This window comes from Enterococcus sp. S22(2020), assembly GCF_020295385.1.
Taxonomy (GTDB): domain Bacteria; phylum Bacillota; class Bacilli; order Lactobacillales; family Enterococcaceae; genus Enterococcus_L; species Enterococcus_L dunnyi.
Window position 1 is genome coordinate 36,849 of record NZ_JACFUD010000001.1, and the last position, 17,388, is coordinate 54,236.

The window sequence follows — 17,388 nt, forward strand, 5'->3', positions numbered from 1 at the left end:
TATTATTTAGTTCCGAATAAACGGTCACCGGCATCGCCCAAGCCTGGAACGATGTAGCCATTTTCATCTAATTTTTCGTCTAAAGCAGCTGTGTAGATATCAATATCTGGATGAGCTTCTTGTAACGCTTTGACCCCTTCCGGCGCTGCAACTAAGCAGACGAATTTGATGTTGCTGCCGCCGCGTTTTTTCAATGCATCGATTGCCATGATCGCTGAACCACCTGTCGCTAACATCGGATCAACAACGAATAATTGACGAACATCGATATCTTCCGGCATTTTTACGAAATACTCCACAGGTTCTAATGTATCGTGGTCGCGGTACAAACCGATATGTCCAACTTTAGCTGCTGGAATCAATTCCAAAATACCATCTACCATTCCAATACCTGCACGTAAAATCGGTACGATCGCTACCTTTTTACCAGTTAATGTTTTTTGTGTTGATTTACAGATAGGTGTCTCAATAACGACATCTTCTAACGGCATATCTCTTGATACTTCATAGGCCATCAACATCGCAATCTCATTCACGACTTCACGAAAAACCTTTGTTCCACAATCCTTATCTCTAATGATTGTTAATTTGTGTTGGATCAGCGGATGATCGATTACTTGGAATTTTCCCATGTTCATTCTCCTTCAATAATTTATTCCTTCCTATTGTAAAACAAAATCGAGCGATTGACTAGTCAATCACTCGAATCTTTTACTTATAAAGTGGATATTTTTTTGTCAGCTCACTCACAGATGCACGAACTTCTGATAGTGTCACTTCATTTTCATGATCTTTTAAGACTTTTACGATCAATTTAGCCACTTCTACACAATCATCTTCTTTGAAGCCGCGAGTTGTGATTGCAGGAGTACCGATTCGGATCCCGCTTGTTTTGAATGGGCTAAGTTGCTCAAATGGAATCGAGTTTTTGTTTGCAGTGATGTTCACACTATCCAAAATCGCTTCCGCTTCTTTTCCGTTCAAACCAAAACCAGAGACGTCGATCAATAATAAATGATTATCTGTCGAACCGCTCACTAAACGAGCTTCTGGTGCTTGATTGAAAACTTTTGTCATTGCTTTGGCATTCTCGATCACTTGTTCACTGTATTCTTTAAAGCTGATATCCAGCGCTTCTTTAAAGGCAACTGCTTTACCAGCGATGACATGTTCTAATGGTCCGCCCTGAATCCCAGGGAATATATTGCTATTGATTTTTTTAGCTAAGTCTTCATCGTTGGTCAAAATCAACCCGCCGCGAGGACCGCGTAATGTTTTATGTGTTGTTGAAGTCGTGATATCTGCATAAGGTACTGGATTTGGATGAAGGCCTGCTGCAACTAAGCCGGCAATATGAGCCATATCCACCATTAATTTTGCTCCAACTTCATCTGCGATTTCGCGGAATTTAGCAAAATCGATGATTCTAGAATAGGCACTTGCACCAGCAACGATCAATTTTGGTTGATGTTCACGTGCTAAAATTCGTACGACATTATAATCGATCACTTCTGTGGTCGGATCCACACCATAACTAACAAAGTTATAGGTTTTTCCACTGAAATTCACTGGTGATCCATGTGTTAAATGTCCTCCCGCAGACAAATCCATGCCCAACACCGTGTCCCCTGGCTCGATCAATGAAAGATAAGCTGCTGTATTCGCTTGTGAGCCTGAGTGCGGCTGTACATTCGCAAACTTAGCACCAAACAGCTCTTTTGCACGATCGATCGCTAAATCTTCAACGATATCGATAAACTCACAGCCGCCATAATATCGTTTGCCCGGATAACCTTCAGCATATTTGTTCGTTAAAATACTTCCTTGTGCCGCCATTACTCCTTTTGAAACAACATTCTCAGATGCGATCAGCTCCAAATTGTTTTCTTGACGGTCATTTTCTTTCGCGATTGCCTCCCATAAATCAGGATCAAATGTTTTATAATCCATTAAACAAGCCTCCATTTCATTCAGATGTCTCGATTGTATCATACTTAAATGCTCTCTACTCGAAAATAGAATCTTTTTTTAAAATTTTTTGGTTTGCAGCTTTTTTCAACCGGTTCATGTAAGCGATCCCTAGGCCAGTCTCCGGAAATCCCTGAGCAAAAATAACATCGATCTCTGTCTCATCCAGTGCTCTCAAACCAGCAAATAACCACTTTGTCGCTGACTCTACGGAAGGTTGCCCGAATGAAAAAGTCTCATTGACTTTTTTGGTCTCAACGATGATCTGATCATCTGCAAAAAGGCCAACTCTTTTATGGTTCTTGAATGCCCAATCGATTGCTTGATCAAACACCTCTAAACCGCCCTCAATGATCCAAACAGGTACATCTGGAGAATAATGCTTGTATTTCATTCCAGGAGCTTTAGGTGCTTCATTTTCGCTGATCAAGTGCTGATCGATCGCCACCTGTCCAATGACTGCTTCCAACTGTTCTTTCGTGACTGCCCCGGGTCGGAGTATCACTGGGACGCCGTCAGAAGAAGTCAAATCTAAAACAGTAGATTCTACCCCGATTTGAGTGGGTCCATCATCTAATATACCAGCAATTTTTCCTTCAAGATCATGATAAACATGATCGGCAGTTGTAGGACTTGGTTTTCCAGAAGTATTGGCACTTGGTCCAACAATAGGCACACCTGCTTTTTTGATCAAATTGACCGTCTGCTGATTATTCGGCATACGAAAAGCAACGGTCTGCAATCCGCCTGTAACTGTTTTTGAAAAGGCAGCTGGTTTTACATTGAAGATCATCGTTAGCGGTCCCGGCCAAAAAGCGTTTACTAATGCTGCCGTTTGCTTTGGAAAATCAGTGACGTACTCTTTGACCATCTCAAAATCACTGACATGGACGATCAGCGGATTATCACTGGGACGCCCCTTGACAGCATAAACCTGTTTGACTGCTGACTCATTCAAGGCATTGGCGCCAAGACCGTAAACGGTCTCAGTCGGAAAGGCAATGAGCTCCCCTTGGCGAAGCAAATTTGCCGCTTGCTCTATTTCATCAACTGTAAATAGTTTTGTTTCCACATTTTCACCCCGCTTTTTCATCTGGTGTGACTGCTACCATTCGATCATTACCAGATAAGTCTTTAAGTACTCGAACGACATGTCCAGGAAAAGCCTGCTGAAATAATTCTTTCACTGCTTTCCCTTGCTGGAATCCGATTTCTAAATATATTTTCCCTTTAGGTGCTAAAATCTTCGGTACTTCTTGTGCCAAACGCTGATAAATAGCCAAACCGTCCTGCTCTGCAAAAAGAGCTGTTTTAGGTTCAAACGTGCGGACACTTTCATCCATCAAGCGCCACTCATCATTACTGATATAAGGCGGGTTTGAGATCAAAAGATCAATTGCTTTTCCATCTAAAGGTTTTAGAAGATCCCCTTGTAGAAAATCCACTGCTGCATGTAATCTCTTGGCATTTCCTTCAGCAACTCTTAAAGCTTCAACAGAAATATCAACTGCTAGGATTTGCCAGCTTGGACGATTTGCCTTCAAACTGATTGCGATTGCTCCTGTACCTGTACCGATATCTACAACGGTCAGCGGCTCATCAGGGTTCTCTTTTAGACAAAGTTCAACGAGTTCTTCTGTTTCCGGTCTAGGAATAAGTGTATGTTCGTTTACAGAAAAACGCTGTTCATAAAAGTCAGCATAGCCTAATAAATATTGAGCTGGATAATGATCTGCTAACAAGGCTAGGTCTGTCTCAAGCTGCTGCTCTTCTTCTTCAGGCATTTCATCTTTTAAATGGATCAGCCAATCTGTCTTGCTCCAGTTTTTCCGCTCTAAAAAGACAAAAAGGATACTTTGACCTTCAATCCCTTGTTCTTCCAAAAAAGAAGAAGCCCGTTCAAGGACTTCAAAATAACGGTTACCCATTTTGCATCTCTTCTAGTTTTGAGGTTTGATCATACAGTACTAATGCATCCACGATTTCATCCAGCTTTCCAGCTAAAATTTGATCTAATTTTTGGATCGTCAAACCAATTCGGTGATCTGTTACACGGTTTTGCGGGAAATTATAGGTACGAATACGCTCTGAACGATCGCCTGTCCCCACAGCAGATTTCCGATTTGCATCGTACTCATTTTGTGCTTCTTGTTGAATTTGGTCATACACTCTGGCACGTAAAATTTTCATTGCCTTTTCACGGTTTTTGATTTGAGAACGTTCATCCTGCATTGCTACAGCAATTCCTGTTGGAATATGAGTCAAACGAACAGCAGATGCTGTTTTGTTGACGTGCTGACCACCTGCCCCAGAGGCATGGTAAATGTCCGTACGAATATCCTTGTCTTCCAGCTCAAGTTCGACTTCTTCTGCTTCTGGCAACACCACTACTGTCGCTGTAGATGTATGGATTCGTCCTTGTGATTCCGTTGAAGGGACACGTTGTACACGGTGTGCACCACTCTCATACTTTAATTTAGAGAAAACGTTCTCCCCAGAAATCATCATGATGACTTCTTTATAGCCGCCGATCCCAGTAATACTCGCTTCCATAACATCTGTTTTCCAGCCTTGGGATTCTGCATATTTTTGGTACATGCCGAATAGATCCCCCGCAAATAATGCGGCTTCATCTCCACCAGCTGCTCCGCGAATTTCCATGATAATATTTTTATCGTCATTTGGATCTGTTGGTAGTAGTAAAATCTTGATTCGTTCTTCAAGCACTTCTTTTTCTTTTTTGAGTTCTGAAAGCTCTTCTTTCGCCATTTCAGTCATTTCAGCATCCATTTTTTCACCTAATAACTCTTCGGTGTCACTGATTCCTTCGATGACTTGCTTATAACGGCGGTAGACTTCTACTGTTTCACGAGTATTCGCCTCTTCTTTTGATAGCTGCATAAAGCGTTTCGTATCACTAATGACTTCAGGGTCACTTAGTAATTCGCCCAGCTCTTCATAGCGATCTTCGATTGATTGTAACTGATCGTACATAGTCAACTGCTCCTTTTTTGTTTGATAACATTTTTATTCATTTATTTATCGTTTACTTTCCTTCTTGTTCCCCATCGATCGGCGGATGAAAGTAGTGATTACGGCAGACTGGATAATAGGCTTCATTGCCGCCAATTTGAACTTGTGTCCCTTCATAAACGGGCTTACCATCGATGTAATGCAAGTTCATCGTTGCTTTTTTGTGGCAGAACCAGCAAATCGTTTTTAGTTCTTCTAATTTGTCTGCATAAAGCATTAAATATTTAGATCCTTCAAAAAGCTCATTACGAAAATCATTTTTCAACCCGAACGCCATGACTGGAATATTCAGCTCATCAACTACACGGGCAAATTCGATCACGTGCTGTTTACCTAAAAATTGAGATTCGTCCACTAATATACAATATGGTCGATAGTCTAATTTTTGGATCAATTCATAAACATTGGTCTCTTTGAAAATCGGGATCGCTTCTCTTCTAAGGCCGATACGACTTGAAACGACACCAACGCCATCTCTAGTATCTAGTCCGCTTGTCATGATCACAACAGGTTTGTCCTGTTCTTCATAATTGTGAGCTACTTTTAAAATTTCAATGGTTTTGCCGCTGTTCATTGCGCCATATTTAAAAAATAATTGTGCCATTTATCCGTCGTCACCTTTCGTTTTGTTCCTCTCGTATTTTACTATAAAACTGGAGTTTTTTACAGTGGTAAATTTAAGGCATATCGAACAAGAGATTTTTTTCTGCAAATTTTCTCTTCCTTCTCTCCTTTGTCTCTTTTAATAATATTGGGAAATCTAAAAACTGTAGACCGATTTTACATAAAAATAGACAATAAAGAATCGATCTATCGAAATCAATTTCTTTATTGTCTATTGCATGCTGTCTTTTATTTTTCCTGTGTTCTTTTTCTAAATAATAAAATGATTGCTGTTACTGCCATTATTATCATACCAAGAATATTGAGTGTTAAGTGATCGGTTTCGCCTAATGCTGGCAGTGCATCTTTAGTCGTATCATTCTTTTCGTATCCTTGACCATTGTTCGAAGGACTTTGTGGTTTAGGTGTTGGGGAAGAAATATTCTCTTTATTTTTTGTATAGATATATGTCACTGTTTGAACCTGATTCGTGAATGTACCAGCTGTATTTCCTTGAGCTTCTTTAAATGTATAACCAGTGATTTCTTGTTTTTCTGTCGTATAGCCTTCTCCTATCTTACCTGATTTCACGATTTCATCCGCAATTGGATGGCCAGTCGTATCGACATACTTAACAATGACATCTCCAGCAGATTCAGTATTCTTTGTATAAACATATGTCACTGTTTGCAATTGATTCGTGAACTTACCGATCGCATTTCCCTGCACTTCTTTAAATGTGTAACCAGCGATCTCTTGTTTTTCTGTTGAATAATCTTCTCCTATACCGCCGGACATTATGATCTCATCCGCAATTGAGTTGCCTTCTGTATCAACGTACTTGACAATGACATCCCCACTGATCTCCGGCAAAATCGTTACAAAGACTTCAACCGGCTTAGCATTTGCTCTAGAGTCGATCGTTGAAGATAACTTTGTATCGAGCTGTACTGTATATTCTCCAGGTTGATTAAAATCAACGTTTTCTGAAAAGTTACTCGTTATTATTACATCCGATTCTACAGGTAGTTTTGCTGCATATTCGGCATGGATATCTGAAAGAAACGTTGCTTCAGAAATGGATGTATTCGCATGATATGAAATTTCCGAATCTGCTTCAATCACAAAATCACCATAAACTGGTACGTTAAAATTGACCATCGTAAAGTAATATTGTATTTTCCATTCATTATCTGCAAAGTAAAGTTCATCAATTAGGTTATTGCTAGGGACGACAATCGTTCCATCAGCGATTTCTGTAAAAAATATCCCATTCTCTTCGTCATAGAAAATATCTGATGAGGGTGCATCAATACTCAGTTCTTGGCTCTCAGCCCCTTCTCGATCGATAAACGGATTTGCAATTGCATATTTATATGATGGTATATAAGCAGTAACATCTAAATTCATAAAGTTGACGTTTAAAGGAAAGCCATTATCTAATAGTTCATTAAATTGAGTCAAATCAACACTTGATTTTTGGGATGTGCCATTCGGGACTAGTGTATGTTCATTCCCGCCACTACCATCATACGTTAGCGTTTCAAGCTGCTTCAAAGGCAGTAGATACTGAACATCGTTCTCAGGATGACCGATTCCAGTGAAAATGACTAATTCAGTAAGATTAGTCAAATATTGAAATCCTTCCCAACCACTGGCAGATGCTCTTAATGTTGTGATTGTATCTAATTGTTCTTTCGTGACTTCATCGGTTGGAAGAATACCTAAATTTCCACTGATATCAGCTACAGCCTCTGGGTTTTTAGGAATCAATTGTTCCAAAGTCCCTAAAGAGTCTGCTAAGCCTTGAATCACGTTTGACTCCTGGGCATCAGCTGCTTTTTCTATTTCGTTTTTATCATCAACTAACGTTTGAGTTGAGTCTGCTAAAGGATTTTCTGTTTCATTGACTTCATTCTGTGTTTCTTGGTTTGTCTGTTCTTCAACACGCTCTGATTCCATGATCGGCTGATCAGATAAGTCTTGCTTTGGATTTATCATCATTTCTTCACTATTTTCATTATATAACGTTGAAGTATTTGATTGATTCAATGTCCCTGCTTCCATAGAATATGAAATCATCGGTGCTAATTGAGTCGTGCATAATAATATTGTTCCAAGTAGTACTAAACTTTTTCTTTTCTTCACTATTCATCACCTTTACTTGATCTACTTAATTATTTGTACCTTTTCCGCCTTTTAAAGTCTCGTCGAAGAATTTGTCATTGCTGTCTGATATTCCTTCTTCTTTTTGAAATTTAGTTTCAGATACATTCATTCCAGAAGATGATTTGATCCTATTTCCCCCAGCAATCGGCAATTTTTCTAAAATAACAGGATTCATTCCAGCATCTTTCGCTTGTAATGCAGCTGTCATGCCTGCACCACCAGCGCCAACAATTACAACATCAAGTTGTCTTTCAATTCACTGATATCTGTATCACCATTTGCAGAGGCACCTGAGGTCACTTCTTCTGTACTTTCTTTCGACGTTTTATGGCTCATCTTTTTCTCTTGATCACTGCTGCAGCCAACTGCTAAGCCCGCAAACAGTCCTAAAGAAACGAAGCTCAAGACGATTTTTTTTATTGTTTCCTCCACCTCATCTTTTTTAGACAATAGATCGTTTTTTAGTGAAACGAATCACAATAGAAAGCAAATAGTAATCAATTAAAATAATATTTTAACGAATAAATTAAACAATCTAACTTTTTTCACAAATTAGAACGACTATAAATTGTCTTTTGATAAAATAACATGTCTTTTTTCATTTGTCTTGTTTTTCTATTTTTTTTTAATCAATTTTTTATCTATTCTAAGAAATTTTTCTTTATTTGCCCATCTTTCATTTTCTGATATACTTATCTTAATGACAGTTGGGAGGTTCGTTATGAATCGAAATCGGCTTATATGGCTGGCACAGCGAAAAGGGAAACACTTTTCAAACCATTTCTCTTCCATTCAAATTATTGTTTCATACTATATTATTATGACAGTCATCTCGTATATTCTTTTTTGCCTACCTTTTTTTAGAGAAAAGGGCTCGCAGGTTCATTTTATAGATATGCTGTTTATGGCGATCAGCACTGTTAGTGTGACAGGGTTATCTACCTTTGATATCAATTCTGTTTTTAACGACCGCGGAGTAGTATTATTGGAAATTCTTTTTCAAATCGGTGGACTCGGGATCATGATGATTTCGACAGCTTTTATCATCTTGTCAAAACGCAAGATTTCATTAAGACAGCGTCAGTTGATCATGACAGACATGAATCAACCTAAATTGAGTGGAATTGTCCGACTGATCCGCATCACGTTCTCTATTATTTTGTGGTTTCAAGTTATTTTCGGTACATTTTTTTCGATCTACTTTTATTATGCAGGGTATTATAAAACATGGTCGAAAGCGATTTTCTTTGGCTTTTATCAATCCATTTCGGCTGTAACAAACTCTGGATTCGATGTAACAGGGGATTCGATCATTCCTTTTGCGAATGATTATTTATTTTTGATGCTCATCATGTTTTTGATTTTTATCGGCGGGATCGGTTTTCCTGTATTGATGGAAGTTCGAGAATGGATATTTTTTAAAAAGAAAAAGCGGGGATTGCCGTTTCGATTCTCTCTTTTTAGTAAAATCGCTCTACTGGCCTTCGTGATTCTATTTGTCGGTGGAACATTACTGATTTATTTGCTGGAAAAAGATCATTTATTTATCGAGATGGACGAAGTGCAACGCTGGATCACCTCGATGTTTTATTCTATGACCACTCGAAATGCTGGTTTACAGATCAATGATTTAGGCGATTTTCAGGTGACAACGCTCATTGTTTTTTCTTTATTGATGTTTATCGGCTGTAGTCCCAGTTCTGTTGGCGGAGGGATTCGGACGACTACTGTAGCGATCATCGGCCTATACTTATACTCTTTCTTAAAAAGCGAAGATAAAATCAACGTTTTCGGACGAAGGATCGATGAGGATGATGTCAGAAAATCGATCGTTGTTTTTATGCTTTCATTAACGATGTGTTTCTTTGCCGTCTTATTTTTGACCGCAACAGAGGACCATCCGCTGATCGCAATCATCGTTGAAGTTGCTTCTGCCTTTGGAACGACTGGTCTTTCGTTGGGGATCACTTCTGATTTAACGACCGTTGGCAAACTAATGATCGCTTTATTGATGTTTATTGGACGAATCGGTATGTTGTATACATTGATGCTTTTCGTGCCAAAAGAAACACGTGATATCGGCTATGAATATCCTTCTGAAAAAATCATTATTGGATAAAAAAAGAGGGACTGGGACATAACTCTAGGAGTTACGACCCAGTCCCTCTTTAAAACGAATAAACAGTGATAAAAAAGCAACTACTACGCTTCCATCTCAACCTTTTTGTTTAAATCAAGATATTCACGATCAGATACACTAAAAACAACCCAGAGATCAGCCACATTGGTAATGACAGTTCGCTTTTCTTTCCAGCGATCCATTTTGTTAACGGATAAGCGACAAATCCAAAAGCCATTCCATCAGAAATGTTCATAGTAAAAGGAATCAAAACGATCATCAACATTGCGGGAAAGTAATCACTAAAATCACTAAAATTTAATGACTTGACTTGCTGGATCATTAAAAATCCTGTGATGATGATTGCTGGAGCTAACGCAGAATCAGGGATATAGGAAAGAAAGGGTAAAGCTAACAAGGCTAAAAAGAAACAGATTCCGCTCGTAATGGCAGTCCAGCCTGTTCTTCCACCTTCTTCGATCCCAGTCGCACTTTCTGCTGCTGCAATAGTCGGGCTCGTTCCAAATAGACTAGACAGCAGTGTAATCAAGCCTGTGACGCGATAAGCACGCAAATACTTATCCTCATCTGCTTCTGGCATCAAGCCTTTAAGAATCCCCATCGATTCAAAAATCAGGATCATCGATAAGGCAAATACACCGAGTAAGAAACTTTTTGACAGCATCGAACTGAAATCAAGTTCTAGAAAAATTTGAGAAACATTTTTTAAACTGCCTAAAGAGAAATGTTCTGTTGGATCCACTAATCCTAAAAGATTAGCAACTGCCGTCACAACAACGATCCCTATAAAGAAGCTGCCTTGTATCCCTTTGATAAAAAGAAATACAGTCAATAATAGTGAAAATAATGTCAAAATCGTCAAACTGTCATTCAGCGGCGCTAATTGTGTAAAGGTATGCTCCCCTCTTAAAATCAAATGTCCCTTTTCTAATCCAATCAGCACTAGAAAAAAACCGATACCAACTGTTATTCCAGCTTTCAACGTTTCAGGAACGACTTCTGCGAATAACTTACTCAACTTCGTAAAGGCAACGATCAAGTAGACGACCCCTGCACAAAAACTAACAGCTAATGCTTCCTGCCAGCTCAGCCCCAAAGAAAGAACTAACGTGTAGGTGAAAAATGAATTTACGCCCATCCCTGTCGTCAGTACAATTGGTGCATCTGCTATCAATCCCATCAAAATCGAACCAATGATCGAAATGAAGATCGTCCCAAAAATCGTCAGTTCCTTCGGCATTCCCGCTTCAGACAAAATGACTGTATTCACCATGATAATATATGAAATAGCAAAAAACGATGTTGTTCCCGCAACTATTTCACGTTTTAGCCCTTCTTTAGTCAGCTTTTTTATTCGAAACATATAACTCCTCCTCATAATCCATAAATCAAATCTCTATGTATCAATATAATTTGGTATTTTTTACTTAAATGATCGAACATAAGGATAACACAATGGAAACGTTTTTTTCAGGTTTCTGATAAATTTTTTATTTTTGGCAAGAAAAAAGGAAGAGATAAAAATCACTGAAGAATCTGACTCTTGGTCATTATTCATTAAAAATTAAAGTCCGGGCAAAACTATTTTCTAGTTTTGTCCCGGACTATTTGGTCTTCAGTTGTACGAAGCTTTATTTCTTGATCTGGCTCACTAATTTTACATAGTTTTCTGAGCGGTCTTCCGCGTCTTCCTTTGTTTTCGTCAAAAGATGCTCAACTACTTCTTGATTATCTTTGATCGTGTGTAACGCAGAGAAACGAGTTTGTTTTTCAAGGAAGTCTCTCATCTTACTGAAATCAGCTTTTTTGTAATCGATGATCATTGGATCTTTGCCCTTTTCGATCAGTTGAGGATTGTAGCGATACAATTGCCAATAACCAGATTCAACTGCTTCTTTGGCTAAAGATAACGTTTCGATCATTCCGCCTTTCACTCCATGATTGATACAAGGAGTGTAACCAATGATCAAAGATGGACCCGGATAACGTTCTGCTTCATCGATCGCTTTGATCGTTTGCATTGAATTTGCACCCAGTGCGATTTGCGCAACGTAAACATTGCCATAGGTCATTGCCATCATACCTAAATCTTTTTTAGAGGTTTGTTTTCCTCCAGCAGAGAACTTCGCAATTGCTGCAGCCGGCGTTGCTTTAGAGGTTTGTCCGCCAGTATTCGCATAAACTTCATTATCCATGACAAAAATATTGACATCCGCCCCGCTAGCTAATACATGGTCGATTCCGCTGAACCCAATATCATACGCCCAACCATCTCCACCGACGATCCATTGGCTTGTTTTGACGAACAAATCACTTTGCTTATAGATTTGTTCTAATAATGGATCTGATCGATATTCTTCACTCAACACAGCTGCAAGTTTCGTTGCGCGCTGCTGTGTTCCTTCACCTTCTAAGTAATGCTCATGCCAATCTTGAAGTAACGCTTGAAGATCTTCCGAGCCTACCTTCTTATCGATAGCCTCTTGAACTTGGTCAGCTAGATATTGACGCTTCGTGTTATTTGCCACATACATACCGTAACCATATTCTGCATTATCTTCAAATAATGAATTGCTCCATGCTGGTCCTTGCCCGCATTCATTTGTCGTATATGGTGTAACAGGCGAAGAACCACCCCAAATAGAAGAACAGCCTGTAGCATTGGCCATCATCATTCGATCACCGAACAGCTGAGTCAATAACTTGATATATGGTGTTTCACCACAGCCTTCACATGCCCCGGAAAATTCCATCAGCGGTTGATTGAACTGTGAACCTTTTACAGATAATTTGCGGACAGGATTTTCTTTTTGCTGTAACGTCATCGCAAAAGCCCAATTGATTGCTTGTTCTTTTTGTTCTTCGTATGGTTTCATCAGGATCGCTTTTTCTTTCACTGGGCATGCTTGAACACACAAGCCGCAGCCTGTACAGTCCTCTAAAGAAACTTGAATACGGTACATCAAGCCGTCAGCGCCGCGCATTTCTCTCGCTACGAAGCCTTCAGGTGCCTCCTGCATTTCTTCTTCATCTGCTAAAAACGGCCGGATCGCAGCATGTGGGCAGACAAAGGCGCACTCATTACACATCGTACATTTATCCATTTGCCACTCTGGAACTTCTAATGCAATGCCACGTTTTTCGTAGGCTGCTGTTCCCATTGGCATCTCTCCAGTTTTCATGCCGTTATCGATCAAATCTCCAACAGTCAAGTCATTTCCTTCTTGACGATTGATCGGTTGTAAAATATTCGTGATATATTTTGGCAGCGTTGGATCGACTTTTTCTGGTTCAACTTCGATCGTTGCCCATTCTGCCGGAACCTCTACTTTTTGTAAAGAATCAAACGTACCATCGATCGCTTGGTAGTTTTTCTCAACGATCTCCATTGATTTTTTACCATATGTTTTTTTAACTTCTGCTTTTAATAATGGTAGATATTCGTCGCGTGACATCAAATCTGTGACTTCAAAAAATGCGGTAGACATCACCGTATTGATGCGCCGTCCCAACCCAACTTCACGAGCTAGCTCCACCGCATTAATGATATAAAACTGAATATTGTGTTCTCCAATATATTTTTTCAGTTTAGCTGGTAATAAACGATAGACTTTTTCCTTATCCCAAATCGTGTTGAGTAAGAAAGTCCCGCCATCTTTTAATCCTTTAAGCAAATCATAGTTATGGATATAAGAGGCATTATGACAGGCGATAAAATCAGCCTGCTCTACTAAATAAGTGGATGTGATCGGTTCTTTACCAAACCGTAAATGAGACATGGTCAATCCGCCAGATTTTTTTGAATCATAACTAAAATAAGCTTGGGCATATAAATCGGTATTATCACCGATGATCTTGATTGCTTGTTTGTTCGCACCCACCGTTCCATCTGAACCAAAGCCCCAGAATTTAGCTTGGAAAGTTGTTGGAGCCGTTAAATCTAACGTTTCTCCCTGCGGTAATGAACGATATGTCACATCATCAACGATCCCGATTGTAAAACGTTGTTTTAAATCGGCAAATGGCAACAATAAATGATCATATACTGCCTTGATTTGATTTGGTGTAACGTCTTTCGAACCTAACCCATATCGTCCGCCAATTACGATTGGACGACTTTCATGTTGATAAAGCGCACTTTGAACATCTAAAAGCAATGGTTCGCCATCTGCACCAGCTTCTTTAGTTCGGTCTAGCACAGCTACCTTTTGAACGGTCTTCGGTAATTTTTCTAATAAGTTTTCTGTTGGGAATGGGCGGTATAAGTGAATATTGATAAAGCCGACTTTTCTGCCTTGCCCATTTAGATAATCAACTGTTTGCTGGATCACAGGTGAAGCCGACCCCATTGAAATAATAACTTCAGTCGCATCTTCTGCACCATAATAATCTGTCAAATCATAAGAAGTGCCTCTTATTTCGTTGATTTGCTTCATATATTTTTGAACGATCGCCGGCATCGCTTCATAATTTGCATTAACAGTTTCACGTTGTTGGAAATGGATGTCTGGATTTTGAGCCGTTCCTGAAACAGTCGGATGATTTGGATTCATCCCTCTGCGGCGGAAACGATCAACAGCATCTTGGTCCAGCATTCCTTTTAAGTCATCGTACTCAAGAACTTCGATTTTTTGTAGCTCATGACTCGTTCTAAAACCATCAAAAAAGTTAACGAACGGCAAGCTCCCTTCGATACTCGCTAAATGAGCCACGGCAGATAAATCCATTACTTCTTGGACACTTGATTCTGCCAGCATACAAAAACCAGTTTGACGAGTGGCCATAACATCCCCATGATCACCGAAAATACTCAATGCACTTGTGGTGATCGCTCTAGCTGCCACATGGAAAACAGAGGGTAAAAGTTCTCCTGCGATCTTATACATGTTAGGGATCATCAGCAGTAGCCCTTGTGAAGCTGTATAAGTCGTTGTCAATGCTCCTGTCTTCAATGATCCGTGAACCACACCGGCTGCACCAGCTTCTGACTGCATCTCGATGACCTGAACTTTTTGTCCATATATATTTTTCAACCCATTTTCAGCCCATTCATCTACTAATTCTGCCATTGTAGAACTGGGTGTGATTGGATAAATCGCTGCCACTTCCGTAAATGCATAGGAAATGTAAGCTGCTGCTGTATTCCCATCCATTGTTTTTGTTCTTTTCATGTCTTTTCACCTTTTATCTTTCCTCAGACTTTTGTTGTTGCGGGTATTTTCTTTTGTTCCTGGACATATTTATCCATTTGAACTGCGGCAACTTTTCCGGCGCCCATCGCCAAAATAACTGTTGCTGCTCCTGTCACGATATCTCCGCCGGCAAAGACGCCGGGAATCGATGTTTCTCCCGTTTTTGGATCCGCTTCAATATAACCCCATTTCGTCAACGCAAGTTCTGGGAAAGTGGATAACAACACTTTGTTGGATCCTTGACCGATTGCCTCGATCACTGTGTCAGCTTCGATAATAAATTCACTATTTTTGATTGGAACTGGTCTGCGTCGGCCTGATGAATCAGGTTCGCCTAATTCCATTTTGATACATTTGACCCCTATTAGGTTTCCATTGTCATCACTTAAATATTCGATTGGATTAGTAAGCCAGTGGTAATTGATTTCTTCTTCAACAGAATGGTGATATTCTTCGATACGTGCTGGCAGTTCTTCTAACGAACGACGATAAACGATACTGACATTCTCTGCACCCATCCGTTTAGCTGACCTTGCTGCATCCATCGCAACATTTCCCCCGCCGATAACAACAACATTTTTCGACTTTTTGATCGGTGTATCATATTTAGGAAATTCATAGCTATGCATCAAGTTGATTCTTGTTAGGTACTCACTAGAAGAATAGACGCCGTTTAAAGAGGTTCCAGGAATCCCCATAAAATTAGGAGCCCCAGCGCCTACCGAGATATAACACGCATCAAATTCTTCCATGATCTCATCCATCGTGATCGTTTTTCCAACGACAACATTTGTTTCGATTTTGACCCCTAATGCTTCAATACTTTCGATTTCTTTTTTTACGATTCTTTTTGGTAAACGAAATTCTGGAATGCCGTAGGTCAACACACCACCTGCATCATGGAGTGCTTCATAAATCGTAACCTCATAATTCAGTTTAGCTAAATCACCTGCTACAGTAAGCCCTGATGGTCCTGAACCAATCACCGCAATTTTTCCGATGATCGGTCTATCTTTCGATGTCTGCTTTGAAAAATCTTGATTTTCCAAAGCCCAATCAGCAACTAAACGTTCTAATTTTCCAATAGCCACAGGTTCAAAATTTTTCGCTTTGCCTAATTTACAAACTTCCTCACATTGTTTTTCTTGAGGACAAACACGACCGCAAATTGCTGGTAGGTTCGTATATTTTCCTAAAACGTCTGCAGCTTCCTGCATATCACCTTCTTTGATCGCTAGTATAAATCCTGGAATATCGATCATTACAGGGCAACTGGCAATACATGGAGCATTTTTACATTGAAGGCAACGCTCTGCCTCTGCTTGACCTTCTTCGATCGTATATCCTAAACAAACTTCCTCAAAATTCGTTTTGCGAATTTCCGGTGCTTGTTCTGAAATAGGTGTTTTTGTTCTGCTTTTTCTCGCCATTAGTTTGTCACCTGCGCTTTTTCATAATCCGCCAGACACGTTTCTTCTTCTGCTTTATATTGTTTCATGCGATTGATGAATTCATCCCAATTGACTTCTGTTCCTTTGAACTCTGGTCCATCGACACAAGCAAATTTGATGCTATTATCCACCGTAACACGGCAGCCTCCACACATCCCCGTTCCATCGATCATGATTGGATTCAGGGAAACATAGATAGGCAGGTCATGTTTTGATGCGGTTAGCGTACAAAATTTCATCATCAAACTTGGTCCAATCGCCCAGCTACAATGAACAGGCTCCCTTCTAATCACTTGCTCCATCGCTTCAGTGACTAGACCTTTCATACCTAAAGAGCCATCGTCTGTCGTAATGATCAACTCATCCGAAAACTGTTCGCACTCATCTTGTAAAATCACTAATTCTGCTGTTTTTGCGCCAAGAATCGTAATCACACGATTTCCAGCTTTTTTCAGCCCTTTAACGATTGGAAAAATCGCTGCAATCCCTACACCGCCGCCAACGATCATCACTGTCCCATAATTTTTGATCTCTGTAGGCATGCCTAGAGGACCCGTTAAGTCTAATAAACTATCACCAGCTTTTAATTTTGACAGCTCGGCAGTCGTCTTGCCAATGACTTGAAAAATCAGACGGATCAGTCCTTTTTCTGAGTCTGTATCTGCAATCGTTAAAGGAATTCTTTCACCGACTTCATTGATGCGTAAAATCACAAACTGACCAGGTTGCGCTTTTGAAGCGATTCGTGGCGCTTCGATCCAAAAATCAAATTCATTTGTTGAAAGTACTTCACTTTTGGTTATCTTATACATATGCTTTACCGTTAATGAAT

At 39.8% G+C, this 17,388-nt stretch carries 12 protein-coding genes and 1 pseudogene; 1 reads left to right on the top strand and 12 read right to left on the bottom strand.

Translation table 11 applies throughout. The features are described from left to right. Window positions 1-2: 2 nt before the first annotated feature. The 8 genes and pseudogenes from upp to H3T55_RS00195 form a co-directional block, all read right to left on the bottom strand. Window positions 3-632, bottom strand: coding sequence for a uracil phosphoribosyltransferase (upp, locus tag H3T55_RS00160; RefSeq protein ID WP_087639800.1), 630 nt, complete (start codon window positions 630-632; stop codon window positions 3-5). A 79-nt stretch (window positions 633-711) separates the two neighbouring features. Next, window positions 712-1,950 (bottom strand): serine hydroxymethyltransferase, encoded by a 1,239-nt coding sequence (glyA, locus tag H3T55_RS00165; protein ID WP_087639799.1) that lies wholly within the window; start codon window positions 1,948-1,950, stop codon window positions 712-714. A 55-nt stretch (window positions 1,951-2,005) separates the two neighbouring features. Further along, a complete protein-coding gene (locus tag H3T55_RS00170; RefSeq protein ID WP_225533197.1) occupies window positions 2,006-3,040 on the bottom strand; it encodes an L-threonylcarbamoyladenylate synthase in 1,035 nt (344 codons plus the stop codon). 4 nt (window positions 3,041-3,044) lie between these two features. Beyond that, window positions 3,045-3,896 carry a peptide chain release factor N(5)-glutamine methyltransferase gene (gene prmC / locus H3T55_RS00175; protein WP_225533196.1) on the bottom strand — a complete coding sequence of 284 codons (852 nt, stop codon included), beginning with the start codon at window positions 3,894-3,896 and terminating at the stop codon, window positions 3,045-3,047. Then, a complete protein-coding gene (gene prfA / locus H3T55_RS00180) occupies window positions 3,889-4,962 on the bottom strand; it encodes a peptide chain release factor 1 (RefSeq protein WP_087639797.1) in 1,074 nt (357 codons plus the stop codon). Before prfA ends, prmC begins: the two co-directional genes overlap by 8 nt. Window positions 4,963-5,014: 52 nt before the next feature. After that, on the bottom strand, window positions 5,015-5,605 hold the full coding sequence (locus tag H3T55_RS00185; protein ID WP_225533195.1) for a thymidine kinase: 591 nt from the start codon (window positions 5,603-5,605) through the stop codon (window positions 5,015-5,017). A 248-nt stretch (window positions 5,606-5,853) separates the two neighbouring features. Beyond that, complete coding sequence (locus H3T55_RS16695) at window positions 5,854-7,752, bottom strand: MucBP domain-containing protein (protein WP_225533194.1); 1,899 nt, start codon at window positions 7,750-7,752, stop codon at window positions 5,854-5,856. A 28-nt stretch (window positions 7,753-7,780) separates the two neighbouring features. Beyond that, window positions 7,781-8,193 (bottom strand): annotated as a pseudogene (locus H3T55_RS00195) (FAD-binding protein); the annotation flags it as partial. A 301-nt stretch (window positions 8,194-8,494) separates the two neighbouring features. Here H3T55_RS00195 and H3T55_RS00200 point away from each other — a divergent pair. After that, a complete protein-coding gene (locus H3T55_RS00200) occupies window positions 8,495-9,892 on the top strand; it encodes a TrkH family potassium uptake protein (RefSeq protein ID WP_225533193.1) in 1,398 nt (465 codons plus the stop codon). A gap of 109 nt (window positions 9,893-10,001) precedes the next feature. On the opposite strand, the gene H3T55_RS00205 is transcribed toward H3T55_RS00200, so the two are convergent. The 4 genes from H3T55_RS00205 to H3T55_RS00220 all read right to left on the bottom strand — a co-directional run bounded on the left by H3T55_RS00205 (window position 10,002) and on the right by H3T55_RS00220 (window position 17,368). Further along, complete coding sequence (locus H3T55_RS00205) at window positions 10,002-11,276, bottom strand: NCS2 family permease (protein ID WP_225533192.1); 1,275 nt, start codon at window positions 11,274-11,276, stop codon at window positions 10,002-10,004. 268 nt (window positions 11,277-11,544) lie between these two features. After that, on the bottom strand, window positions 11,545-15,084 hold the full coding sequence (gene nifJ, locus H3T55_RS00210) for a pyruvate:ferredoxin (flavodoxin) oxidoreductase (RefSeq protein WP_087639793.1): 3,540 nt from the start codon (window positions 15,082-15,084) through the stop codon (window positions 11,545-11,547). A gap of 23 nt (window positions 15,085-15,107) precedes the next feature. Beyond that, the gene (gltA, locus tag H3T55_RS00215; protein WP_225533191.1) at window positions 15,108-16,535 is read right to left on the bottom strand and encodes an NADPH-dependent glutamate synthase; all 1,428 of its coding nucleotides are present in this window, start codon (window positions 16,533-16,535) and stop codon (window positions 15,108-15,110) included. Next, window positions 16,535-17,368: a sulfide/dihydroorotate dehydrogenase-like FAD/NAD-binding protein gene (locus H3T55_RS00220; RefSeq protein WP_225533190.1), complete on the bottom strand. Its 834-nt coding sequence runs from the start codon at window positions 17,366-17,368 to the stop codon at window positions 16,535-16,537. The genes gltA and H3T55_RS00220 overlap by 1 nt, the downstream gene beginning before the upstream one ends. Window positions 17,369-17,388 lie beyond the last annotated feature (20 nt).

What these genes read in the sequence shown, in the direction of transcription:
- glyA (WP_087639799.1), bottom strand. Translation starts at nt 1,950, where the DNA reads ATGGATTATAAAACATTTGATCCTGATTTATGGGAGGCAATCGCGAAA.
- H3T55_RS00220 (WP_225533190.1), bottom strand. Translation starts at nt 17,368, where the DNA reads ATGTATAAGATAACCAAAAGTGAAGTACTTTCAACAAATGAATTTGAT.
- gltA (WP_225533191.1), bottom strand. Translation starts at nt 16,535, where the DNA reads ATGGCGAGAAAAAGCAGAACAAAAACACCTATTTCAGAACAAGCACCG.
- prfA (WP_087639797.1), bottom strand. Translation starts at nt 4,962, where the DNA reads ATGTACGATCAGTTACAATCAATCGAAGATCGCTATGAAGAGCTGGGC.
- upp (WP_087639800.1), bottom strand. Translation starts at nt 632, where the DNA reads ATGGGAAAATTCCAAGTAATCGATCATCCGCTGATCCAACACAAATTA.
- prmC (WP_225533196.1), bottom strand. Translation starts at nt 3,896, where the DNA reads ATGGGTAACCGTTATTTTGAAGTCCTTGAACGGGCTTCTTCTTTTTTG.
- H3T55_RS00205 (WP_225533192.1), bottom strand. Translation starts at nt 11,276, where the DNA reads ATGTTTCGAATAAAAAAGCTGACTAAAGAAGGGCTAAAACGTGAAATA.
- H3T55_RS00200 (WP_225533193.1), top strand. Translation starts at nt 8,495, where the DNA reads ATGAATCGAAATCGGCTTATATGGCTGGCACAGCGAAAAGGGAAACAC.
- H3T55_RS00185 (WP_225533195.1), bottom strand. Translation starts at nt 5,605, where the DNA reads ATGGCACAATTATTTTTTAAATATGGCGCAATGAACAGCGGCAAAACC.
- nifJ (WP_087639793.1), bottom strand. Translation starts at nt 15,084, where the DNA reads ATGAAAAGAACAAAAACAATGGATGGGAATACAGCAGCAGCTTACATT.